General features: G+C 65.1%; 22 protein-coding genes. 20 read left to right on the top strand and 2 right to left on the bottom strand.

Annotated elements, in window-relative coordinates:
• Positions 1–68: 68 nt before the first annotated feature.
• From ATJ78_RS12545 to ATJ78_RS12500, 10 genes are all read left to right on the top strand, one after another.
• Positions 69–1,082 carry an ABC transporter permease gene (locus ATJ78_RS12545; RefSeq protein WP_245836406.1) on the top strand — a complete coding sequence of 338 codons (1,014 nt, stop codon included), beginning with the start codon at positions 69–71 and terminating at the stop codon, positions 1,080–1,082.
• Between the two features lies 1 nt (position 1,083).
• Positions 1,084–2,127, top strand: coding sequence for an ABC transporter permease (locus ATJ78_RS12540; RefSeq protein ID WP_098408521.1), 1,044 nt, complete (start codon positions 1,084–1,086; stop codon positions 2,125–2,127).
• Positions 2,124–3,809: a dipeptide ABC transporter ATP-binding protein gene (locus ATJ78_RS12535; protein ID WP_098408518.1), complete on the top strand. Its 1,686-nt coding sequence runs from the start codon at positions 2,124–2,126 to the stop codon at positions 3,807–3,809. Before ATJ78_RS12540 ends, ATJ78_RS12535 begins: the two co-directional genes overlap by 4 nt.
• A gap of 230 nt (positions 3,810–4,039) precedes the next feature.
• Positions 4,040–5,041: a TerC family protein gene (locus ATJ78_RS12530; protein ID WP_098408516.1), complete on the top strand. Its 1,002-nt coding sequence runs from the start codon at positions 4,040–4,042 to the stop codon at positions 5,039–5,041.
• Positions 5,042–5,160: 119 nt separating this feature from the next.
• Positions 5,161–6,594: a 3-isopropylmalate dehydratase large subunit gene (gene leuC / locus ATJ78_RS12525; protein WP_098408513.1), complete on the top strand. Its 1,434-nt coding sequence runs from the start codon at positions 5,161–5,163 to the stop codon at positions 6,592–6,594.
• A 5-nt stretch (positions 6,595–6,599) separates the two neighbouring features.
• Positions 6,600–7,196 carry a 3-isopropylmalate dehydratase small subunit gene (gene leuD, locus ATJ78_RS12520; RefSeq protein ID WP_098408510.1) on the top strand — a complete coding sequence of 199 codons (597 nt, stop codon included), beginning with the start codon at positions 6,600–6,602 and terminating at the stop codon, positions 7,194–7,196.
• A 20-nt stretch (positions 7,197–7,216) separates the two neighbouring features.
• Positions 7,217–8,581: a UDP-N-acetylglucosamine 1-carboxyvinyltransferase gene (gene murA, locus ATJ78_RS12515; RefSeq protein WP_245836314.1), complete on the top strand. Its 1,365-nt coding sequence runs from the start codon at positions 7,217–7,219 to the stop codon at positions 8,579–8,581.
• A 7-nt stretch (positions 8,582–8,588) separates the two neighbouring features.
• The gene (locus ATJ78_RS12510) at positions 8,589–9,371 is read left to right on the top strand and encodes a lysophospholipid acyltransferase family protein (RefSeq protein WP_245836313.1); all 783 of its coding nucleotides are present in this window, start codon (positions 8,589–8,591) and stop codon (positions 9,369–9,371) included.
• Complete coding sequence (locus tag ATJ78_RS12505) at positions 9,361–10,488, top strand: NAD(P)H-dependent glycerol-3-phosphate dehydrogenase (protein ID WP_245836312.1); 1,128 nt, start codon at positions 9,361–9,363, stop codon at positions 10,486–10,488. The genes ATJ78_RS12510 and ATJ78_RS12505 overlap by 11 nt, the downstream gene beginning before the upstream one ends.
• Positions 10,391–11,488: a D-alanine--D-alanine ligase family protein gene (locus ATJ78_RS12500; RefSeq protein ID WP_098408499.1), complete on the top strand. Its 1,098-nt coding sequence runs from the start codon at positions 10,391–10,393 to the stop codon at positions 11,486–11,488. Before ATJ78_RS12505 ends, ATJ78_RS12500 begins: the two co-directional genes overlap by 98 nt.
• Here ATJ78_RS12500 and ATJ78_RS12495 read toward each other — a convergent pair.
• The gene (locus ATJ78_RS12495) at positions 11,485–11,961 is read right to left on the bottom strand and encodes a DUF3515 family protein (protein WP_245836311.1); all 477 of its coding nucleotides are present in this window, start codon (positions 11,959–11,961) and stop codon (positions 11,485–11,487) included. The two genes, ATJ78_RS12500 and ATJ78_RS12495, sit on opposite strands and share 4 nt — an antisense overlap.
• A gap of 21 nt (positions 11,962–11,982) precedes the next feature.
• On the opposite strand from ATJ78_RS12495, the gene thiL reads away from it, so the two are divergent.
• Entirely contained in the window at positions 11,983–12,999 is a 1,017-nt protein-coding gene (thiL, locus tag ATJ78_RS12490; RefSeq protein WP_098408497.1) for a thiamine-phosphate kinase, read from the top strand.
• Here thiL and ATJ78_RS12485 read toward each other — a convergent pair.
• Complete coding sequence (locus ATJ78_RS12485) at positions 12,969–13,565, bottom strand: RsmD family RNA methyltransferase (RefSeq protein ID WP_098408494.1); 597 nt, start codon at positions 13,563–13,565, stop codon at positions 12,969–12,971. The genes thiL and ATJ78_RS12485 overlap by 31 nt on opposite strands.
• 49 nt (positions 13,566–13,614) lie before the next feature.
• On the opposite strand from ATJ78_RS12485, the gene ATJ78_RS12480 reads away from it, so the two are divergent.
• From ATJ78_RS12480 to mutM, 9 genes are all read left to right on the top strand, one after another.
• Positions 13,615–15,786: an ATP-dependent DNA helicase RecG gene (locus ATJ78_RS12480; protein WP_098408492.1), complete on the top strand. Its 2,172-nt coding sequence runs from the start codon at positions 13,615–13,617 to the stop codon at positions 15,784–15,786.
• Positions 15,787–15,830: 44 nt separating this feature from the next.
• Positions 15,831–16,313: a pantetheine-phosphate adenylyltransferase gene (gene coaD / locus ATJ78_RS12475; RefSeq protein ID WP_098408489.1), complete on the top strand. Its 483-nt coding sequence runs from the start codon at positions 15,831–15,833 to the stop codon at positions 16,311–16,313.
• Positions 16,310–17,332 carry an AAA family ATPase gene (locus ATJ78_RS12470; protein ID WP_098408486.1) on the top strand — a complete coding sequence of 341 codons (1,023 nt, stop codon included), beginning with the start codon at positions 16,310–16,312 and terminating at the stop codon, positions 17,330–17,332. Before coaD ends, ATJ78_RS12470 begins: the two co-directional genes overlap by 4 nt.
• 7 nt (positions 17,333–17,339) lie before the next feature.
• Positions 17,340–18,515: a DUF58 domain-containing protein gene (locus ATJ78_RS12465; protein ID WP_098408484.1), complete on the top strand. Its 1,176-nt coding sequence runs from the start codon at positions 17,340–17,342 to the stop codon at positions 18,513–18,515.
• Positions 18,505–20,748 (top strand): transglutaminase TgpA family protein, encoded by a 2,244-nt coding sequence (locus tag ATJ78_RS12460; protein ID WP_143741418.1) that lies wholly within the window; start codon positions 18,505–18,507, stop codon positions 20,746–20,748. The genes ATJ78_RS12465 and ATJ78_RS12460 overlap by 11 nt, the downstream gene beginning before the upstream one ends.
• A 77-nt stretch (positions 20,749–20,825) precedes the next feature.
• Positions 20,826–21,320 carry a YceD family protein gene (locus ATJ78_RS12455; protein ID WP_098409367.1) on the top strand — a complete coding sequence of 165 codons (495 nt, stop codon included), beginning with the start codon at positions 20,826–20,828 and terminating at the stop codon, positions 21,318–21,320.
• A 3-nt stretch (positions 21,321–21,323) separates the two neighbouring features.
• Complete coding sequence (gene rpmF / locus ATJ78_RS12450; RefSeq protein ID WP_098408479.1) at positions 21,324–21,527, top strand: 50S ribosomal protein L32; 204 nt, start codon at positions 21,324–21,326, stop codon at positions 21,525–21,527.
• Position 21,528: 1 nt separating this feature from the next.
• On the top strand, positions 21,529–22,251 hold the full coding sequence (gene rnc / locus ATJ78_RS12445) for a ribonuclease III (RefSeq protein WP_098408476.1): 723 nt from the start codon (positions 21,529–21,531) through the stop codon (positions 22,249–22,251).
• Positions 22,235–23,131, top strand: coding sequence for a bifunctional DNA-formamidopyrimidine glycosylase/DNA-(apurinic or apyrimidinic site) lyase (gene mutM, locus ATJ78_RS12440; RefSeq protein ID WP_098408473.1), 897 nt, complete (start codon positions 22,235–22,237; stop codon positions 23,129–23,131). The genes rnc and mutM overlap by 17 nt, the downstream gene beginning before the upstream one ends.
• Positions 23,132–23,353 lie beyond the last annotated feature (222 nt).

The following is a 23,353-nucleotide window of genomic DNA, read 5'->3' as shown; positions in this document are numbered from 1 at the left end:
CCAGCGCACAACCCAGCGGCACGACTGCGCAAGCCGCCCCAGCCACGAAATCCAGCGGGGGAGGGAGCCTGCTGCGATATATCATCGTGCGGTTCCTGCTCATCATCCCCACGATCTTCATTCTCGTCACCCTCGTGTTCGTGCTCATGCGCACGACGGGGGATCCCATCACCGCAGCCCTCGGCGGGCGTCTCACTCCTGACCAGCTCGCCGAGCGCATTCACGCGGCCGGATACGACCGCCCCGTGATCGTGCAGTACTTCGAGTACCTCGGCGGCCTGCTGCGCGGGGACTTCGGAACGACGATCAGTGACAATCGCCCCGTCACCGAGATTCTGCTCACGTACGGGTCGGCGACTCTCGAGTTGGCGATCTACGGCCTCATCGTCGCCTTCATCGTCGGCATTCCGCTCGGCATGTGGGCCGCGTACCGGCGCGACAAAGCGTCAGACGCCGTTCTGCGCGTTCTCGCCATTCTCTTCTATGCCACACCCGTGTTCTTCGCCGGAATGCTGCTCAAACTGATCTTCTCAGTCGGCCTCGGCCTGCTTCCGGTCTCGGGCCGGGCGAGCACACGCACAGAGCTCAACCTTCAGCTTCTCGACAATCCGACGGGCATTCACCTCATCGACGCATTCCGGCTCGGCGATCCTGATGCGATCGGCGACGTGCTGAGCCATGCCGCCCTTCCCGCCATCGCGCTGGGACTGCTCACCGCTGGCGTGTTCCTGCGTCTGGTGCGAACGAACATGATCGGCACGCTGACGAAGGACTACGTGGATGCTGCCCGCTCACGCGGCGTCAGCGAGTTCCGGCTCGTGCGCAAGCACGCCTACCGGCCCGCGCTCATTCCGATCATCACCGTGATGGGAATGCAGATCGCCCTGATGCTCGCGGGCGCCGTGCTGACGGAGACGACCTTCGAGTGGAAGGGACTCGGCTTCATGCTCGTGCAGTACCTGCAGTCCCGCGACTTCGTCGCCGTGCAGGGCATCGTCGTCCTGCTCGCCGTGATCGTCGCCGTGACCAACTTCATCGTCGACATCATCGCGGCGCTCATCGACCCGAGAGTGAGGTACTGACATGACCGCACAGACGGGAAGCACTCGCCGGTCCCTCATGGATCGGCTGCCCATTCTGCGTCAGCTGAGGCAGAGTTACGGAATTCAGCGCGGCATGCTGATCGCCGGCCTCACGATCTCGGTGATCTTCGCGCTCGTCGCGATCTTCGCTCCGTGGATCTCGCCATACGGATACGCCCAGCTGAGCGACGAAGACGGCGGCTTCGGCGCACAACAACCGCCCGGCCCTGAGCATCTCCTCGGCACGACGGTCGGCGGGTTCGACGTGCTGTCGCGCGTGATCTGGGGGGCACAGACAGCGGCCCTCGTCGTGATCGTCGCCGTGACGTTGTCGATCTTCATCGGCGTCATTCTCGGGCTGCTCTCGGGCTACTTCGGCGGCTGGATCGACCGTGTGCTCGTCGTCATCTGCGACGCGATCTACGCGTTCCCCTCGCTGCTGCTCGCGATCGTCATCTCGATCGCGATCTCGGGAGGTCGCTCGAACCTCATCGGCGGAATCCTGACGGCTGCGATGTCGATCACCGTTGTCTTCATTCCCCAGTACTTCCGCGTTATTCGCGCGGAGACGGTTCGCATCAAAGCCGAGGCGTTCGTCGAGTCGGCGAAGGTGCTCGGAGCGAGCAACATCCGCATCATGAGTCTGCACGTCTTCCGCAACGCGACGCGCACGCTGCCGCTCATCTTTACGCTCAACGCCTCCGAGGCGATCCTCACCCTCGCCGGGCTCGGGTTCCTCGGATTCGGCATCGAGCCGACGGCGGCGTCCGAGTGGGGGTACGACCTCAACAAGGCGCTCTCCGACGTCTCCAGCGGAATCTGGTGGACGTCGATCGGCCCGGGCCTCGGCATCGTCCTGGCCGTGCTCGGCATGACCCTGGTCGGCGAGAGCCTCAACGACCTCAATGATCCGCGTCTCCGAGGACGGCGCGGGGTCGCGGCCGACTCGGGCGAGATCGTCGAGACGAGCGTCGTTCCAACTGCCAACGTGCAGAACACGGCCGTCGTCGACGGTCCAGATCCCAGCGAAGGAGACCGGCCATGAGCGACGACATCCTGCAGATCACCGACCTGAACGTCGCATTCTCGTCAGACGCCGGTGCTGTCCGCGCCGTCGACGGCGTCTCGCTCACCGTCGGACCGCGCGAGGTCGTGGCCATCGTGGGAGAGTCGGGCAGCGGAAAGACCGTGACGGCCAAGACGATTCTCGGACTCCTGCCCGAAACGGCGACGAGCTCGGGAGCCGTCATCGTCCGCAGTCGCGACGGGGAACGCTCGGGCGATGTCATCTCCGTGTCGAAGAGCCGATTGCGCCAGATGCGGGGCGACGACGTCTCGATGGTGTTCCAAGAGCCCTCGACAGCGCTCAATCCCGTCTACACGGTGGGGTGGCAGATCGCCGAGGGACTGCGTGCGCACGATCGCGCACTCAGCCGCAAGGCGGCGCGCGAAAAGTCGATTGACATTCTGAATCGCGTGGGCATTCCCGACCCCGAGACCCGCGTTGACTATTACCCTCACCAGTTCTCGGGCGGGCAGAAGCAGCGCGTGGTCATCGCGATGGCTCTCGTTCTTGACCCGGGGCTCATCGTCGCCGACGAGCCGACCACGGCGCTCGACGTCACCGTGCAGGCCGAGATCCTCGACCTGCTTCGCCGCTGCCGCGACGAGTTCAACACGTCGATCGTGCTGATCACGCACAACATGGGCGTCGTCGCCGATCTCGCCGACCGTGTGGTCGTGATGTACCAAGGTCAGATCGTCGAAGAGAACGGCTCGCGGGAGCTTTTCGCGTCTCCGAAGCACGACTACACGAAGAAGCTGCTCGGTGCGGTCCCACGCATCGGTCAGAGCGTCGCCGTCGAGTCGCGGCGTGAACCCGATCGGGGCGCGACGCCCGTCGTCGAGGCGAAGGACCTGCAGATCCAGTACCCTGGCCGACTCGGGCGACCGGGATTCATGGCCGTCGACGGCGTGTCATTTCAGATCGCGCCGGGAGAAGTCGTCGGCCTCGTGGGGGAGTCCGGCTCGGGCAAGACCACGATCGGGCGGGCGATCGCCGGTCTCACGCGCGTGACGGGCGGCTCGCTCACAGTACTCGGCGCCGAGATGAACGGCGTGAAAGAGCGCAAGTTCAAGAAGCTGCGCTCGCGCATCGGCTTCGTCTTTCAGGATCCCGCGTCGAGCTTCAACCCGCTGCTGAGCATCGAGGAGTGCGTCGCCGAGCCGTTCCGGGTGCACCGCCGGGACATGAGCGATGCGCAGATCGAGACGAAGGTGGCAGAGCTTCTCGAGGCCGTGCAGCTGCCGCGCGCGTATGCCAAGCGGTTTCCTCACGAGCTCTCGGGAGGTCAACGGCAGCGTGCGAGCCTGGCGCGCGGACTCGCTCTCGATCCGGAGCTGCTCATCGCCGACGAGCCGACGAGCGCGCTCGACGTGTCTGTGCAAGAGCGCGTTCTCGAGCTCTTCGCCGAGCTGCAGGCCGAGCTGGGCTTTGCGGCGCTGTTCATCAGCCACGACCTCGCCGTCGTCGACATTCTCTCTGATCGCATTGCCGTCATGTACCGCGGCAAGCTCGTCGAGGAAGGAACGGGGTCAGAGGTGCTTGGCGCCCCGAAGGACCCCTACACGCAGCGCCTTCTCGCGTCGCTTCCCGTTCCGGACCCGGTCGAGCAGGAGCAGCGCAGAAACGCTCTCGCCGCGATCGTCGCGGGCGAGCGAGGCTGACGAGACTCGCGCCTCCGGCCTCGACGGCAGGTCGGGCCAGAGGCGTGCCTCGTCGGATCGCGACGCTCCGTCAGCATCCGTTAGAGTAGGGAAGGCGAAGGGGAGTATCCCGTCTCGCAGCATTCGTCAATACGGGTCATGAGGGCGTGATCCCGGATGCTGCGCCGGCACCGTCGGGGGAGAGACTTTCGGCGTTCATCGCATCCTCCCTCCGTGAAAGGCATCAACGTATGCACCCTGAGCTCCCGCTCGCGTTTGAAATCGGATCGTACATCGTTCTCGTGCTCATTCTGCTGTTCGACCTGCTGCTGGTCGTCAGGCGCCCTCACATCCCATCGATGAAGGAGTCGGCGCTGTGGGTCGCGTTCTACGTGACGCTTGCTCTCGTCTTCTCCGGACTGATGCTCCTGTTCGCGGGAGGCGACTTCGCGGGCGAGTTCCTCGCCGGCTGGCTCACCGAGTACAGCCTGTCGATTGACAACCTCTTCGTCTTCGTCATCATCATGACGAAGTTCGCTGTCCCCAAGAAGTTCCAGCAGGAAGTGCTGATGGTGGGCATCATCATCGCCCTCGTCTTCCGTGGAATCTTCATCATCGCGGGAGCGACGCTCATCGAGCATTTCAGCGCGGTGTTCTACATCTTCGGCGCTTTCCTGCTCTACACGGCGTGGAAGCAGGCGTTCGGGGACAGTGACGACGCTGAGGACGCTGAGTCCTGGTTCACGCGCTTCATGCGACGCAGAATGAAGGTCGCGCCTGACTACGACGGCGCGAAGCTGCGCACGGTCGTCGACGGCCGTACGATGTGGACGCCCATGGTGATGGTCTTCCTCGCGATCGGCGCGACAGACGTCATGTTCGCAATCGACTCGATTCCCGCGATCTTCGGCATCACGCAGAGCCCGTTCATCGTGTTCACGGCGAACATCTTCGCCCTGATGGGACTTCGCCAGCTGTACTTCATGCTCGGCGGACTTCTCGAGCGGCTCGAATACCTGCATTACGGCATCGCCTTCATCCTCGCGTTCATCGGCGTGAAGCTCGTCTTCCACGCGCTGCACGTCAACGAGCTGCCGTTCATCAACGGCGGGGAGAACGTGCTCTGGATTCCCGAGATCAACACCTGGGTCTCGCTCGGCGTCATCATCGTGTCGATGGCGGTCGCGACGATCGCGAGCCTCATCGCTGCACGTCGCAAGGAGCTGAAGGCGAACGAGTCCTCAGGCGAGTGATATCCTTGCCACGTGCTGTTCGGTCTGCTTCTTAGCTGCCGCGGCGAGGCCTAGTCTTCAGGCATCCTCGTCGCGGAGTCTGGTGACGCCTGTTCAACTTCACCCAAGGAAGCACGTCAATGCAACAGAACGCTGACAATCCGAACACCCCGCGCACGCTGGCTGAGAAGGTCTGGGCTGACCACCTCGTGGCCAAAGGGGAAGATGGCACTCCCGATCTGATCTACATCGATCTGCACCTCGTACATGAGGTGACCAGTCCTCAGGCATTCGATGGTCTGCGCATGGCCGGTCGCCCCGTTCGACGGCCAGACCTCACGATCGCGACGGAAGATCACAACACGCCGACGATCGGCATCGACAAGCCGATCGCCGACCTCACGAGCCGAACGCAGATTCAGACGCTGCGCACGAACGCCGAAGAATTCGGCATCCGCCTGCATTCCCTCGGCGACGTCGAACAGGGAATCGTGCACGTCGTCGGCCCGCAGCTCGGTCTCACGATGCCCGGAATCACCGTGGTCTGCGGAGACTCGCACACGTCGACGCACGGTGCCTTCGGCGCCATGGCGTTCGGCATCGGCACGAGCGAGGTCGAGCACGTCATGGCGACGCAGACTCTTCCGCTCAAGCCGTTCAAGACCATGGCCATCAACGTCGAGGGCACGCTCAAGCCGGGCGTGACCGCCAAAGACATCATTCTCGCCGTCATCGCCAAGATCGGCACGGGCGGCGGCCAGGGCTACGTGCTCGAGTACCGCGGCAGCGCCATTCGCGCGTTGTCGATGGAAGGGCGCATGACGATCTGCAACATGTCGATCGAGGCCGGCGCTCGCGCGGGAATGGTGGCGCCCGATCAGACGACGTATGACTACCTCAAGGGGCGGCCCCACGCACCGCAGGGCGCGGATTGGGACGAAGCCGTCGCCTACTGGGAGACGCTCTCGACAGACGAAGGCGCCCAGTTCGACGCGGAGGTCTTCCTCAACGCCGACGAGCTGGAGCCGTTTGTCACGTGGGGCACAAACCCCGGTCAGGGCGTGTCGCTGAGCGGGGAGGTGCCTCGCCCCGAGCAGTTCGACGATCCGACGGATCGCGCCGCGGCGGAGCGCGCTCTCGAGTACATGGACCTCGCGCCGGGAACAAAACTCAAAGAGATTCCCGTGGATGCTGTCTTCATGGGGTCGTGCACCAACAGCCGCATCGAGGACCTGCGTTCGTTCGCCACCCTCATCAAGGGCAAGAAGAAGGCAGACGGTGTGCGTGTCATGGTCGTTCCCGGATCGGCGCGCGTGCGTCTCGAGGCCGAGGCTGAGGGGATCGACAAGATCGTCGAAGAATTCGGCGCCGAGTGGCGATTCGCGGGCTGCTCCATGTGTCTGGGCATGAACCCAGACCAGCTCGCGCCGGGCGAACGCTGCGCATCGACGAGCAACCGCAACTTTGAGGGCCGTCAAGGCAAGGGAGGGCGCACGCACCTCGTCTCGCCCGTGGTCGCGGCTGCGACGGCCGTGCGCGGAACGCTGTCGAGCCCCTCAGATCTGGAGAGCTGATCATCATGCAGAAATTCACAACAGTCACGGGAATCGCGGCGCCCCTGAAGCGATCGAACGTCGACACCGACCAGATCATCCCCGCCGTCTACCTCAAGCGCGTCACGAAGACGGGCTTTGACGACGCACTCTTCGCCGGCTGGAGGCAAGACCCGGAGTTCGTGCTGAACCAGCCCGAGTTCGCCGGCGCCAGCATCCTCGTCGCCGGCCCCGACTTCGGAACCGGGTCATCGCGCGAGCACGCCGTGTGGGCTCTGCGCGACTATGGCTTCTCCGTGGTGCTCAGCACACGGTTCGGCGATATCTTCCGCGGAAACTCCGGTAAGCAGGGACTGCTGGCCGCGCAGATCACAGAAGACAATCTTGAGCGACTCTGGGCAGAGATCGACGCGCATCCGGGCGTCGAGTTCACCGTCAGCCTCGCCGACAAGACGGTGAGCGTCGGCGATGTTCAGGTGCCATTCGATATCGATGATTACACTAGGTGGCGTTTGCTCGAGGGGCTCGATGACATCGCTCTGACGCTTCGAAACGAAGAAGCGATCACAGCATTCGAGGCCACACGCGCAACCTGGCGTCCGCAGACCCTGCCCGTCAGATAGCCGAATATCAGGGACATGTATTGAAGACTCTTCTCGAGGACGCTTTGGGGGCGGGCGTGGGACTTCACGCAGACACAATCACCATTCGCGGAGGGCGTCCTCTCACGGGACGAATTGAACTCAAAGGCGCGAAGAACCTCGTCACCAAGGCGATGGTGGCCTCGCTGCTCGGAGACACGCCCAGCGTTCTGAGGGACGTTCCCGACATCAGCGATGTCCGTGTCGTTCGCGGTCTGCTCGACGTTCACGGCGTCAAGATCAGCGACGGTGACGAAGACGGTGAGCTCCATCTCGACCCTTCTGCCGTCGAGAGCGCTCACATGGCCGACATCGACGCGCACGCGGGTTCGAGTCGTATTCCGATCCTGTTCTGCGGCCCGTTGCTTCACAAGCTGGGCGAGGCGTTCATTCCCGACCTGGGCGGATGCCGCATCGGCGACCGTCCGATCGATTACCACCTTGACGTGCTGCGCACCTTCGGCGCCGTCGTCGAAAAGCTCCCCAGCGGCATTCGCATCTCGGCGCCGACGGGCCTGCGCGGCGCGAAAATCGAGCTTCCCTACCCGAGCGTCGGTGCGACGGAGCAAGTGCTCCTGACAGCGGTGCGCTCGGAAGGGATCACCGAGCTGCGGGGCGCGGCGATCGAGCCCGAGATCATGGATCTCATCAACATCCTCCAGAAGATGGGGGCGATCATCTCGGTCGACACCGACAGGGTCATTCGCATCGAGGGCGTCACAACGCTCACCGGATATTCGCACCGAGCGCTGTTCGATCGCAACGAGGCCGCGAGCTGGGCTGCAGCCGCTCTCGCCACCGAGGGCGACATCTTCGTTGGCGGTGCGCGCCAGTCCGAAATGCTCACGTTCCTCAACGTCTTCCGCAAGGTCGGCGGAGGCTTCGAGATCCACGAAGACGGCATTCGCTTCTTCCATCCCGGAACCGAGCTCAACCCGGTCATCATCGAAACCGACGTGCACCCTGGCTTCATGACCGATTGGCAGCAGCCGCTCGTCGTGGCACTGACAAAGGCACAGGGCGTATCGATCGTGCACGAGACCGTGTACGAAAAGCGCTTCGGATTTGTGGACGCACTCGTCGAGATGGGCGCCACGATCCAGATTCATCGCGAGTGCCTCGGCGGGCAAGCGTGCCGGTTCGGGCAGCGCAACTTCAACCACTCGGCTGTGATCTCCGGGCCGAGCACACTGCACGGGGCCGACATCGTGGTTCCCGATCTTCGCGGCGGATTCTCGCACTTGATCGCTGCGCTCAGCGCCGAAGGAAGCTCTCGCGTCTCGAATGTGGGAATCATCAGCCGGGGCTACGAGCGCTTCCTCGAGAAGCTCAAGGTTCTCGGAGCCGATTTCACGATCGAAGGATAATGGGGGAGTGTCAGACACCCCAGAGCCACTGTCGTCGACGTCAGTGAAGCGAAGCACAGAGAAGTCGCGTCCCTCGATCTTCTGGCTGCTTGCTGCGCTGATCCTGCCGATCGCGCGAGTGATGATGAAGATCACCATCATCGACGGACACAAGCTTCCCCGCAGCGGACCGTTCATTCTCGCGCCCAATCACTTCAGCGAGATCGATCCCATCGTGATCGGCATCGCCACGTGGAAGATGGGGCGCGTGCCGCGATTCATGGCGAAAGCCTCCCTGTTTCGCATTCCGGTTGTCGGCTGGCTGCTGCGCTCCTCGGGCCAGATTCCCGTCGAACGAGAAGGCTCGGCGCGAGGAAAGGGCCCGATCGAGGCTGCCGGAGACCTCGTCACGATCGGCGGCGGCGTGATCGTGTACCCGGAGGGAACGCTCACGCGCGACCCGCAGATGTGGCCGATGCGCGGCAAGACCGGTGCTGCCCGCATGGCGCTCACCCACGATCTTCCCGTGATCCCCGTCGCCCACTGGGGAACCCAGAAGGTCATGGCCCGCTACGGCAAGAAGGTGAGCTTTTTTCCACCGAAGAAGATCACGATCAAAGTCGGCGACGTCGTCGATTTGAGCGCCTGTGCCGATCGACCGCGTGATTCGGCGACGTTCGCAGAGGCGACGAACACGATCATGAACGCCATAACGGCCGAGCTTGAGATGATTCGTCACGAAGACGCTCCGGACGAACGATGGGATCCGACGAAGCACAATCAGAAGGAGACGGGACGCTTTGAGTCGTAAGACGACCGCGCCAGCGCGCGTAGCCGTGATCGGCTCGGGCAGCTGGGGCACCACGTTCGGCAAGATCCTCGCCGACGGCGGCAGCGACGTGACCATGTGGGCGCGCCGGGGCGAGGTGGCCCGCGACATCACCAAGAATCACCGGAACCAGGACTACCTTCCCGGTGTCACGCTTCCGTCGCGCATGACGGCAGTGACTCGACTGGCGGATGCTGTCGCGGGAGTACAGCACGTCTTCGTCGCCGTTCCGAGCCAGTCTCTGCGCGACAACCTCGTCGAGCTGCGTCCGCACCTTCCCGCAGACGTGAGCGTCGTCTCGCTCATGAAGGGCGTGGAACGCAGCTCCGGACTGCGAATGAGTCAGGTGATCGAGCAGACGCTCGAGTGGGACCCGGCGCGTGTCGCGGCAGCATCCGGCCCTAATCTGGCGCTTGAGATCGCGAAAGAACAGCCGACGGCCGCCGTGGTGTCGTCGCAGAGTCTCGAAACTGCGCAGGCGGTCGCCCTGCTCGCACGCAATTCGTACTTTCGCACGTTCGTCAACACGGACGTGATCGGCACCGAGTTCGGCGGCGTGCTGAAGAACCTGATCGCGGTCGCGATCGGCATTGTGGACGGTGTGGGTTACGGCGAGAACACCAAGGCCTCGATCATCACGCGCGGGCTCGTCGAGATGACCGACTTCTCAGTCGCGCTCGGCGCGCAGCCTGAGACGCTGTCGGGTCTTGCTGGCCTCGGAGACCTGATCGCGACGTGCCAATCCCCGCTATCCCGCAACAATACGGCGGGCAGACTGCTCGGCCAAGGGTATAGTTTTTCGTCGGTCGTCAAGCAGATGCAGCAGACGGCCGAGGGCCTTGCCTCGGTAGGGCCGGTGCTGGAGATCGCGGATTCGGTGGGCGTGAGCATGCCGATCGTGCAGCAGGTCAAGCAGGTTCTCGAGGGGACCCTGGACCCCAAGGGGATTGCCCCGCATCTGACAACGGATTCTGACGAACCCCAGGGGGAGAGGACGAGCGATGACGCGAAAGCTGCGGGTGGCGGTGCTGTTTGGGGGGCGCTCAAGCGAGCATTCGATCAGCTGCGCAACGGCGGGGGGAGTGCTGGGAGCGATTGATCGCGACCGCTTCGACGTGATTCCCATCGGAATCACCCGGTCGGGGCAGTTCGTGCTCGAAGACGACGATGCGCGCACGTTCGCGCTTGATGGCGACGAGCTCCCCGAGATCACCGACAACGGCACGCGCGTTCGCTGGCCCGACGGTGCCGACAGTCGTGAGCTGACCGTCGAGCGCGAGGGGCAGATTTCGTCGCTCGGCACTGTCGACGTCGTCTTTCCCATTCTTCACGGCACGTACGGCGAAGACGGCACCATTCAGGGTCTGCTTGAGCTCGTTGGCCTGCCGTACGTCGGCTCGGGCGTCCTCGCGTCCGCGCTCGGCATGGACAAGCACTATACGAAGTCGGTGCTGCAGCACGCCGGCATCGCTGTCGCGCCCTGGAGGCGCGTGCGCAAGGCGGAGGTGCCGTCGAACCCGGATGCTGTCGAGGCACTGCTCGATGGGCTCACGCTGCCCGTCTTCGTCAAGCCGGCGCGCGCCGGTTCGAGCGTCGGTGTCAGCAGGGTGTCGCACCCGGACGAGCTGGCCGAGGCACTGCGCATCGGCTTCGCCGAAGACGACAGTGTTCTCGTGGAGCAGGGAGTCGACGGCCGTGAAGTCGAGATCGCCGTTCTCGGCGGCCGCGCTGGTTCGACGCCTCGCACGTCCGACGTGGCGGGCGAAATCGTCGTCTCGGGCCGCGCCTTTTACGACTTCGACGCGAAGTATCTCGGTGCATCGGGCATCGACCTCGTCTGCCCTGCCGAGCTGAGTGACGACGAGCTGGCCACGATGAAGGACATCGCGCTGCGTGCCTTCGACGCCGTCGGCGCGGAGGGGCTTGCTCGTGTCGACTTCTTCTTGACGGCAGATGGCTTTGTTCTCAACGAGGTGAACACCATGCCCGGGTTCACACCGATCTCGATGTTCCCCACATGCTGGATCGTGTCGGGCCTCAGCTATGCCGACTTGATCACGGAGCTGATCGAGGCCGCCGTGGAACGCGGTGAGCGTTAACCCGTCACGTCTTCGGCATTGAGGCACTTCGACGTCGCCTCGGTGACGCTCACGGCGGGCGAGAGATCGAGCAGCGCCGATCCCGAGGCCTCGCGATTGTCGATGATCACCTCGACCGCCGGCGTACGGCCATAGGTCGTGAATCGGAACACGGGATCGTCGCTGTCATCGCGCACCCAGTCGACACCGTTCACAGAGAAGCACGGCATCGTCGTCGGCCCGACCGGCTCGACGCCGCAATGCAGGAGAATCGACGCGGGGTCACCCCACGCACCGGTCGCCTGCGCCGTGGTCTGCCGTTTCTCGAACGTGCCGATGGCGTCGGGGAGCCGCACGGTCACCGCAGCGCACGCGGGGTCGTTCGAATGCGGTGCCGGGTCCATAGCGACGGCACCGGCGCACGCGGTGAGTGAGAGCGCCGACGCGCAGGCGAGTACGGCCGCTGACGCGGCTCGAGCGAGGGTGTGCATCATCTTCAGGCTACCGTTGATCCCATGGGTTTCACTGACAGTGCGCGCGGGAGCAGCACAGCAGGGCAGACCGTTGCCGAGGTCACCGAAGGTGCTGTGCTGTCGCGCATCTTCCCGCGACTACCCGCCTCTGATGCAGCGCTGGTCGGACCGGGCGACGACAGTGCCGTGATGGCAGCGCCCGACGCACGGTTCGTCGTCACGACTGACATGATGGTGCACGGTCCCGATTTTCGACGAGCCTGGTCGACGCCGTGGCACCTCGGATGGAAGGCCGCCGCCACCAACCTCTCGGACGTCGCTGCGATGGGGGCGCGGCCGACGGGTCTCGTCGTTGCTCTGGCCGTTCCTGATTCGACGCCCGTCGACGAGCTCGAAGAGTTCGCAGACGGGCTCAAAGCGGCGTGCGAGGCGTTGGCGCCCGGGTGCGGGGTCGTCGGAGGCGACCTGTCGGTCTCGGGAACGTTCACGATCGCCGTCACGGCATTCGGCGACCTCGAAGGGAGGGCGCCCGTGCTGCGCACGGGCGCAAGGACAGGCGACGTCGTCGCGGTGTCTGGGCAGCTCGGCCGAGCCTCTCACGGTCTGGCGCTGTTGTTCTCGGAGGGCGTGGACGAGGCAGGCGTGCCCGACGCCTCACGGGCGAACAGCGTGCGTGAGCAGCATCCCGATCTCGTATCAGCTCAGCTGACACCGACACCGCCGATCGCGGACGGTCCTCGAGGCGCTCGTGCCGGGGCAACGGCCATGATGGACATCTCCGACGGTCTCGCGCTCGATGCCTCGCGCATGGCCAGGGCGAGCGGTGTGACGCTCGCCCTGGAGTCCCTGCTGCTCGGCGATGACGTCGATGCCGCACTGCACGGCGGTGAAGACCACGGCCTGCTCGCGTGCTTCCCGCCCGGCGCTGAACTGCCCGGAGGGTTCACTCGCATCGGAATGGTGAGCGAGGCCGGTGGTGCAGACGTCACGTGCGACGGCGCGCCGGTCGCGGCACGCGGATGGGACCCCTACACGGCGTGGGACGGTGCCGCGGGCTGACCCGCTGCTTCGGCCCACCAGACGACAGTCTCGCCGTAGCGCCGCGAGCGCAGGGGCGTGATGGCATCGGGCCACGACGGCTCGGGGGAACGAGAGCTGCGTTCGACGACGATCGTCGCATCGCTGTCGAGGTGCGGAACGAGCGACGACAGGTTCGCCGCGAGATGATCCTCGGAAAGGTCGTACGGCGGGTCGAGAAACACCAGCGAGTACCGGATGCCGTGTGTCACTCTGTCGAGCCACGGCTGCACAGCGGAGACAACGGTCTCAATGTGCAGCGAGCGCTCGGCCGCGCGCGTCACCGTTGACGCATTCGCCCGACAGACAGCACCTGCCCGCGGTGAGCTGTCGACGAGTGTGACCGATGCGGCGCCGCGACTCGCCGCCTCAAGCCCCTGTGCCCCCGAGCCCGCATAGAGGTCGGCGACGTGGGCGCCGCGGAGCGCATCGCGAGAGTCGAGGGCGGAGAAGATCGCCTCTCGAACGCGGTCGCTCGTGGGGCGCGTCCCCTGGGGAGGCACCTTGAGAGCAAGAGAGCCGGCGTCGCCGCCGATGATTCTGGTCATTGCCTACTGAGAATAACGTGTGTCGGCGCCTCCGCGTAGACTCGAACACATGAACGAGTCGGGACTGGGTGGACGACTTTCCGGGCCGCTCGGCGGACGTACGGCCGGGGCGCTCGAGCGCGTCTTCGGGCATCGTTCGATCGGAGATCTGCTCGCACACTACCCGCGACGGTACGCTCACCACGGCGAACTCACGCAGCTCGGGGGAGTCCCCGTTGGCGAGAACGTCGCGCTTGTCGCCGACGTTGTGCGGGCCTCGGTTCGGCCGATGAACAAGCGCAAAGGAACGATCTTCGAGGCCGTGATCTCCGATGGCCGAGGCATCCTCACTCTCACCTTCTTCAATCAGACGTGGCGCAAAGAAGAGCTCGTTCCTGGCGCGCGGGGAGTCTTTTCAGGAAAGATCTCGTCGTACCGCGGCTCCATGCAGCTGACGCATCCCGATTACAAGCTGTTCGAGAAGTCCGGAATGAGCGACGACGATGCTCGCGTGTGGGCGACGACCCCGATTCCGATCTACGCGGCAACAAGTTCGATACAGACGTGGACGATCGAGAAATCCATCGCGGTCGTCCTTGATTACCTGACGACTTTCGGCGTCTACGACCCGGTTCCCGCGGCGATCCGCGAGTCCGAGGGACTCCTCGAGTACGCCACGGCGCTCGAACGCATCCACAGACCTCGCAACGACGACGACTGGAAGCACGCGCGCCGCACCCTGCGCTTTCACGAGGCGTTCGTTCTTCAAGCCGCGCTCATCGAATCCAGAGCGCAAGCGCGCGAGCAGATGGCGATGGCGCGCGTTGCGGAACCCGGGGGGCCGCTCGATCGCTTCGACGCCCAATTGCCCTTCTCTCTGACGGGCGATCAGACCGCGGTCGGGGAGGCGATCACGGCCGACCTGGCGCAGCGCAACCCGATGAACCGACTCGTCCAGGGCGAAGTGGGCTCGGGCAAGACGCTTGTCGCGCTTCGCGCGATGCTGACCGTTGCACAAGATGGCGGGCAGACGGCGCTGCTGGCGCCAACAGAGGTGCTTGCGGCCCAGCACATGCGCTCGATCGTCGCCGCGCTCGGTCCCGATCTCGCCGCCGACATGGCTCCCGTGCTCTTGACCGGACGCATGCCCGCAGCCGACCGCAAACGTGCGCTGCTGCGCATCGTCGGGGGACAAGCGAAGATCGTCGTGGGCACCCACGCGCTACTCAGCGATGTCGTGGAGTTCTACGACCTCGGACTCATCGTGATCGATGAGCAGCACCGATTCGGCGTCGATCAGCGCGATACGCTCAGGCGCAAGAGCGCCGCACACCCCCACACGCTCGTGCTCACGGCGACGCCGATTCCGAGAACCGTCGCCATGACGGTCTTCGGAGATCTCGACGTGAGCACCATCACCGAGCTGCCCGTCGGGCGAAAGGGCATCGAGACGTTTGTCGTGCCCCTCGCCGTGAAACCGACGTGGATGCCCCGGGTCTGGGCGCGCATGCGCGAGGAGATCGATCTGGGCCGCCAGGCGTTCGTCGTGTGCCCCGCGATCGATTCGGATCGCGATGGCGAACCCGGTGACGAGAGCGTGAGCGAGGCCGACGGCGACGCCGGGCGCCCCATCGCGACCGTGTTCGACACAGCTTCTTCGCTGCGAGCGGAGCCGTCGCTGCGCGGTCTCACAATCGAGATCCTTCACGGTCGCATGACGACGGATGAGAAGGACGACATCATGCTGCGCTTCGCAGCCGGCGACATCGACGTTCTCGTGACGACGACCGTGATCGAGGTGGGTGTCGACGTTCCCAACGCGTCGACCATGATCGTGCTCGACGCCGATCGATTCGGCGTTTCGCAGCTGCACCAGCTGCGTGGCCGCGTCGGCAGGGGATCAGTTCCCGGACTGTGCCTTCTCGTCACGAACGCGGCTCCTGAAACGACCTCGCTTGAGCGTGTCGAGGCTGTCGCGTCGACGACCGACGGCTTCGAGCTTGCGCAACGAGACCTTGAGCTGCGCCGAGAGGGCGACGTGCTTGGCGGAGCGCAGTCAGGAGGGCGGTCGTCCCTGCGGCTGCTGCGTGTTGCAACAGATGGCGACGTGATCATGAGGGCACGGGAAGCCGCTGAGGCTCTGCACGCCGACGATCCCGGATTCACGCGGCACCCCGCGCTGCGCGAGGCGATCGACAGACGCCTCGACGAGACCGAGCGCGAAGCGATGTCGAAGTCCTAACCGGGCGTCGAAATCCAGCGCGCGCGACGGGTAGGCTGGGGGACATGAGCAGGATCGCCGTCGTTCCCGGATCATTCGACCCCGTCACCCTCGGGCATCTCGACGTGATTGAGCGGGCCGCACCGCTCTATGACGAATTGCACGTCGTCGTCGTTCACAACCCCGACAAGGCGGCACTTCTGCCGATCGCCCAGCGTGTATCGCTTCTCGAAGAGGCGGTGAAAGACGCGGGCTTTCCCGGCAACATCGTCGTGTCGTCATGGAGCGTCGGCCTTCTCGTCGATTACTGCACCGATGTCGGAGCGTCAGTGCTCATCAAGGGAATACGCTCGCAGATCGACGTTGCCTACGAGACCCCGATGGCGATCGTGAATCGAGACCTCGCCGGCGTCGAGACGGTCTTCATGCTCCCCAACCCGGCACACGCGCACGTGTCGAGTTCGCTCGTCAGGCAAGTCGCTGCGCTCGGCGGAGACGTCGCACCCTACGTTCCCAACGCCGTTGCCGCGTACCTGAGGTCGTCATGACAGACGCGGCGGCAGCTGAGCGGGAACGCGTAGGCGAGCCCCTGCACGGTGGTGGAGGCCTGTCGGTCGCCGAAGTCAGCGAGCTGTCGTCGCAGATCATCAACCGCATCGAGACGGTCATCGACGGCAAGCGCGAGGCTATTCGCACCGCGCTGACGGTGCTTTTGGCCGAAGGGCACCTTCTCATCGAAGACGTGCCTGGCGTCGGCAAGACGATGCTGGCTCGCGCGCTCGCCGCGAGCGTCGATGGCACCGTGAGCCGCATTCAGTTCACTCCCGATCTGCTTCCCAGCGACGTGACCGGTGTCGCGGTCTTCGATCAGCGCGAAAGCCGATTCGAGTTCAAGCCCGGCCCGGTCTTCGCTCACATCGTGATCGGCGATGAGATCAACAGGGCATCGCCGAAAACCCAGTCTGCGCTTCTCGAGTGCATGGCCGAGCGGCAGGTGACCGCAGACGGCACCACCTACGAGCTTGCGCGCCCGTTCACGGTGTTCGCCACGCAGAATCCCGTGGAGATGGAGGGTACGTATCCTCTTCCCGAGGCTCAGCGAGACCGGTTCACCGCTCGACTCTCGATCGGCTATCCCGACGCGCAAGCCGAAATGGCCATGCTCACGAGCCGAGATGAGTGGGATCCGCTCAGCGCGATCGAGCCCGTCGTCACGCTCGCCGAGCTCGTCTCGATGATCGACGCGAGTCACCGAGTCTTCGCGTCTCCGTCGGTCAAGGCATACGCCGTGGCGCTTGCGACAGCCACGCGTGATCACCCCGAACTCAGGCTCGGCGCGAGTCCGCGAGCGACGCTGCAGTTGCTGACAGCGGCCCGTGCACGTGCTGCCGTTGAGGGCCACGAGTTCGTGCTTCCCGACCACATCGCGGCACTTGCCGACTCGGTTTTCGCTCACAGACTGGTTCCCGTGCCACGGCTCGGCGAGCGAAGCTCAGACACGGCCTCGGCTCTCCGCGAGATCGTCGCGGAAATCGTCGCGTCGACACCGGTCCCCGACCTCCGGTAGGTCAATCATGTCGGCGCGCACGCTTCGCCTCACTCGTCGAGGATGGGCGCTTGCCTGGGCGTCGGCGGTCATTCTCGTTCTCGCAGTTCTGCTCACCCGTCGCGAGGGCCTGTTCATCGCCTCGTTTCTCGCCATCGTCGTCGTCTTGTGCGCACTCGTGGCCTCGCGGCAGCGAGTGCCGTTGCATGTTGGCAGGCGTGTGCCCTCCGATGCTCATTGCGGAGACCGCGTTGATATCGTGTGCGAGATCCAGGCAGCCGGCTCGAGCAGCGCCGTGACGGGATGGACCGACGCGGTTCCGCGATCGTTCGGCTCTACGCCCCACGGAGTCATGCCCCCGCAACGGCTAGCCAGGGGAGGGCGCACCGCCATTCGATATGCCGTCGTTCCGTCCGTTCGCGGGTGGTACGACGTCGGGCCCTTCCAGGTCACCGTCTCCGACCCGCTCGGGGCGTGCGAGTCGTCGCGCCCCGTCGGCGAGACGTCGCGCATGCTGGTGCTTCCGAGAGTGAGCCCGCTTGCTCCGAGCGATCTTCTCGCCTCGGCGGGAGAGGGACGACGACGCGACAGAACGCGACCGACAGCGCCGCGAGCAGACGAGCTCATCGCGCGCGATTACCGCCCAGGCGACCCGCTGCGACGCGTGCACTGGCGCGCGACCGCCAGGCACGGTCAGCTCATGGTTCGCCAGGAAGAACCGCAGGCCGACCCCGAGGCTCTGCTCTTGCTCGACGTCGCCCCGGGGCAAAAGCGCATCGACGCGCTCGTCGATATGGCGGCCTCGCTTGCCGTGCACGTAGCAGGCATGGGATACCGCGTTACCTTCGCCGAATCGGATTCGTCGTGGGTGACCGCGCAGCCGAGCGACATTCGCGACGTTCTCACCGCGCTCGCCGTCTGGCCCGGAGGCGCGCTGGACGCTGAGCGCGAGGTGGCGCTGCGCATCGAGCAGAGGTTCTCCGACAGCATCCCGATTTTCGTTCTGACCACCGATGCCGATCGGCTCGCTGCTCTCAACGCGATCGCTGTACGTGCGGCGCCTGCCATCGCGTTCGTCGCGACCGGCTCGGGTCTGGATCAGGATGCTGTTCCCGCACCGTGGATAGCGACAGGCCTCGCAGACCGCGTCGACGTTTCCGCGAGTTGGGAACGACTGCACCGGAGTGTCGCGCATGTTCGATGACCGTGCTCCAACGAACCGCCGCAAGCGGGCGGAAGGACGCCGCCTGGTGTCGCTGAGCGTTGCGCTTGCGGCGCTGATCACCGCGTCGTTCACAGCCTTTCTCCCCGTGCTCGAGGGTGCGAGCTGGTGGCTCGGGTGCGCCGTCGTCGCACTCGTCGTCAACGCTGCTGCAGCGGCGACTCGTGCAGCAGGCGGCTCTCGCCTTCTCGGCAGTCTCACGGGAACCGGGGTCGGCGCGCTGTCACTCACCGCCTTGTGCGGCGGCGGAACCGCTCTCGCGGGCCTGATTCCCACTCCCACGACCATCAGCCATTTCGTCGAGCTCTCGCAGTCGGCGGGTCAGTCCATCTATCAGCAGTCGATTCCTGCTCAGGCCGATGAGGGAATTACGTTCCTGCTGATCTTCGCGAGTCTCATGGCGTCGGTGTCCGTCGACCTCATGGCCGCGGCGGCCGGTGCAGCGGCTCCCGCGGGTCTTGTCGCGCTCGCGATCGTCGTGCCGCCCGCTGTCTTGATGGAAGAGGTCCCGCTCGTCGCCTTCGCATTGACGGCGCTGGCGTATCTGGCGGTGCTGTGGGCTGATCGAGAACGCGAACGGCAGCGCGGAGGACTGATGCGGATGCTGGCTGTCGGCGTCGTCGCGGCATCGGTCGCGAGCGTCGGCGCCGCGGCTGCTCCCGGGTTCTCCGGCGCAAACCCGTTCTCTGTCGCGAAGCAGGGATCGCTCGCGACTCGCGTATCGCCGCTCCTGCACCTGGGCGAGGACCTGCAGCGCGACGGCAACTCGGTGCAATTTCGATATCGCTCGACAAGCGAGGATCCGCCGCGATTTCGGATGATGACGCTCGAATCCTTCGACGGGGACACCTGGGGGTCGACGCGCGAGCGCTCGGGCCTCGTCACCGTCGAGTCCGGTGCTGGCCTTGAGCGCGACGACCGGGCAGATGTCCCGACGGGCCCGCTCGCCAGAACCGCCGTATCGATCGAGGGCCTCCGAGACCGCCTGCTTCCCATCCCCGACGGAGCGGTCGAGGTGCGCGGGGCCGAAGGCACGTGGCTATGGGACCCCTTTGACGAGACGATGCGCAGTCGCACCGCCAGCACGACCGGCCTCGATTACACCGTCTCGTCGATTCCGACGCTCCCGACCGCTGAGCAGCTTCGCGCGGCCGACCTTCCCGACCGCGGAATCTTTTCGGCCGAACGTGAACTCCCGAACGAGATTCCCGGCATCATCACCGAGACACTCGACTCCATCGTCGGCGACATCGACAACCCGTACGAGAGCGCCTATGCGATTCAGAACTATCTGCGCGATGGGGGCTTCATGTACTCGCTCTCGGCTCCGGTTTCCCAGGGCTATGACGGCGACAGCCTCGATGTCATCGCGACGTTCCTCGAGCGCAAGGCGGGCTATTGCGTGCACTTTGCCGCGACGATGGCGACCATGGCCCGCATGATCGACATCCCGTCGCGCATCGTTGTCGGATTTCTGCCCGGCTCAGCCGAGGGCGACGACGTTCGCGTCGTGCGCACGGAGGACCTCCACGCATGGCCGGAACTCTATTTCGAGGGCGCAGGCTGGGTGGCGTTCGAGCCGACGCCGGGTCGAGGCGGAACGCCGAGCTACGCCCCCGAGGTCACATCGACGGCCGAAGCTGCGGGTCCGAACGACATGGACCCGCGCACGATCGAACGCTCGTCGGTGCCAACAGAGACGGCGACGCCAGAAGCCGAGGCGGCCTCACCGGAATCACGCACAAGCACTCGGTCCGACAGCGCATCTGCCGCTCTCGTGTTTCTCGCACTCGTCGTGCTGCTTGCGGTTCCGGCCGGTGCGCGGCAGCTCCGCCGCGGACTTCGCCTGCGCGCAGCGAGAGCGCGACCCGACCGGGTTTCGGCGGTGTGGGCGGAGATCAGCGACACCGCGACCGACCTCGGGTGGCAGCATCCGGTCTCTGAGACGCCGCGCATGCTGCGTGAGCGCATTCGTGATCGCATTGCCGCGGATCCTGCAGCGGTTGCTTCCCTCGATCGTCTCGTCTTCGCCGTCGAGCGCGCACGATACGGACCTCGTCATGGCGCGCCATCGGCTAGATTCGATGCCGACGCTCGCCTCGTCATCGCTGCGCTCAGGAGAGCCGCCGGGATGTCAGATCGACTGCGAGCGGTGCTCTGGCCGGCATCGCTGTTCGCGCGGCGCGTCCAGCCGACAGTCAACCGCGCCCGGTAGACTCGAGCCTTGTGAGTGGAAGCAAGAAGAGCCCGTTCGAGATCAACGTTCACGATCTCATCGGCCGCCCAGGGCACATGCGCGAGCACAAGCTGACCGTTGAAGCGCCCGAGCAGCTTGGCGAAGGGCTTATTGCCGTCAAGCAGGGCGCGGAGATCGTCGAAGACGTGCGCCTCGAATCTGTTCACGAGGGGATCCTCGTCACCGGCGACGTCTCCACGACAGCGACAGGGGAGTGCGGGCGGTGCCTCACCGATATCGCCCAGAGCGTCGAAGTCGAGTTTCAGGAACTTTTCGCGTACTCTAGTGACGAAGCTTCTGAGCATGAGGTTCACGATGACCACGTGGATCTTGAACCTCTTGTCAGAGACGCAGTGGTTTTGTCGCTGCCGTTTCAGCCGGTCTGCCGACCAGATTGCCCCGGCCTCGATCCCGAGACCGGCGAGCGTCTAGCCGATATGCCCGAAAAAGAACCCCGCGAGGTGATTGACCCCCGATGGGAAGCACTCGCTCGGTTCTCCTCACGCCCAGGCACCGAATACTCGAGTGCGTCAGACAGAGAAGAGAGATAACCCATGGCTGTTCCCAAGCGAAAGAAGTCGCGCGCCAACACTCGCGCCCGTCGTTCGCAGTGGAAGGCGAGCGCGCCGGCGCTGGTGAAGACCGTTGAGAACGGTCAGGTCACCTACAGCCTCCCGCACCGCGCGAAGGTCGTCACCGACTCAGCCGGAACCGAGCTGTTCCTTGAGTACAAGGGACGCAAGGTCGCCGACGTCTAAGGTGCGGCACGCCGCATCCGCTCGACGCGAGCGCGAGAACATCGACCGAGGACCGCTTCTGGCGGTCCTCGGTGTTTCGCTTGACCCGGATCTGCTTGAGCTCGCTCTCACGCACAGGTCATACGCGTACGAGCACGGCGGGGTTCCGCACAACGAACGACTCGAGTTTCTCGGAGACTCCGTTCTGGGCCTCGCGATCACCACGACGCTCTATCGTGACAACCCCGAGCTTCCCGAGGGCGAGCTCGCGAAGATGAGAGCGGCTGTGGTCTCGACGGTCGCCCTTGCAGAGGTTGCGACGACGATCGAGCTCGGGCAGTACATTCTGCTCGGAAACGGCGAGGAGCTCACAGGGGGGCGCGAGAAGGCGTCGATTCTCGCCGATACCATGGAGGCCCTGTTCGGCGCGGTCTATCTCGACAAGGGGCAGGATGCTGCGACAGAGACCGTGATGCGTCTCGTCGGCCCGCTGCTGCAGGACACCGAGCGCTTCGGCGCTGCGATGGACCCGAAGACGCACCTGCAGGAGGCCGCGAACGAGCGCGGTGCTCCGGCACCCGAGTACTCCATCGAGAGCACGGGCCCCGACCACGACCGCCGCTTCACCGCGACCGTGACGGTCGGCGATCTTGTGACGGCGACGGGGACGGGAACGAGCAAGAAGCACGCGGAAATGGCGGCAGCGCTAACTGCCTGGACCGAGCTCAATGCCCGAGCTTCCTGAGGTCGAGGTCGTCAGGCACGGTCTTGAACCCGCCGTCACGGGCGCGCTCGTCACCTCCGTCGATATCAGAGACGAGCGGTCTCTCAGGCGTCACGACCGCGCGGCGGGAAAGTTCGCCGATGTGCTCACGGGGCGCCGCATCGAGAGCGCTGTGCGTCGAGGCAAGTTCTTGTGGTTTCCGCTCGGCGCGACCGACGCACTCGTCACCCATCTGGGCATGAGCGGCCAGGTGCTGCTGCGTGAGCCGGGCGTCGATGATCGGCACACCCGCATCGCCCTCACCGTCGAAAGCCCGCGGCACGGTGAGCTCCGTGTGAACTTCGCCGATCAGCGGATCTTCGGCAGCATGTCGATCGATAGGCTCGAGCCAACGGCAGACGGCAAGCCCGCGGGGTTTGCCGGAGCGAGTATCGCCGCACCGCGTATTCCCTCCCAGGTCGCGCACATCGCGCGCGATGCCCTCGACCCGGACTTCGACAGAACGGCGGTGATCACCCGCATCCGCCGTCGAAACTCGGCGATCAAGCGTGTGCTGCTCGACCAGACGCTCATCAGCGGCATCGGCAACATCTATGCGGACGAAGCGCTGTGGGCCGCGCGCGTGCATGGCGAGCAGACAGCATCCCGCATGTCTCGAGCGCGCATCGGCACGCTGCTCGACGCCGTCACAGAGGTGCTCCAGAAAGCTCTCGCCGAGGGCGGCACGAGCTTCGACGCGCAGTACGTGAACGTCAACGGGGAATCGGGGTACTTCGCACACAGCCTCAACGCGTACGGGCAGGCGGGACGACCGTGCCCGCGCTGCGGAACATCCATCGTGCGTACGGCGTTCATGAACCGCTCGAGCCACTTCTGCACGGTCTGCCAGCGAAAACGCTGAATTCCTGTTCGCTCGCGACTAGCCGCGCGACGACGTCTCGGGGGTGCAGCTTCGACAAGGTGTACGTGCGTGCATAGGGGGAAGAAACGGACTTCCCATTTTGAGTGACGTTGACGTACAGCGGGTATAGCCTCGTGAGGGCGACTGCTCCGGCTCTGAGCGCCGGACAGCGGCGCACGATTTCGGGTCGTGGCGCTGGCGACGTGGGCTGTCGTCGCGGTG

This window comes from Paramicrobacterium agarici, from assembly GCF_002563955.1.
Classification (GTDB): Bacteria; Actinomycetota; Actinomycetes; order Actinomycetales; family Microbacteriaceae; genus Paramicrobacterium; species Paramicrobacterium agarici.
The sequence above is the reverse complement of the archived record's forward strand: the minus strand, read 5'-3'. Positions and strand labels throughout refer to the sequence as shown.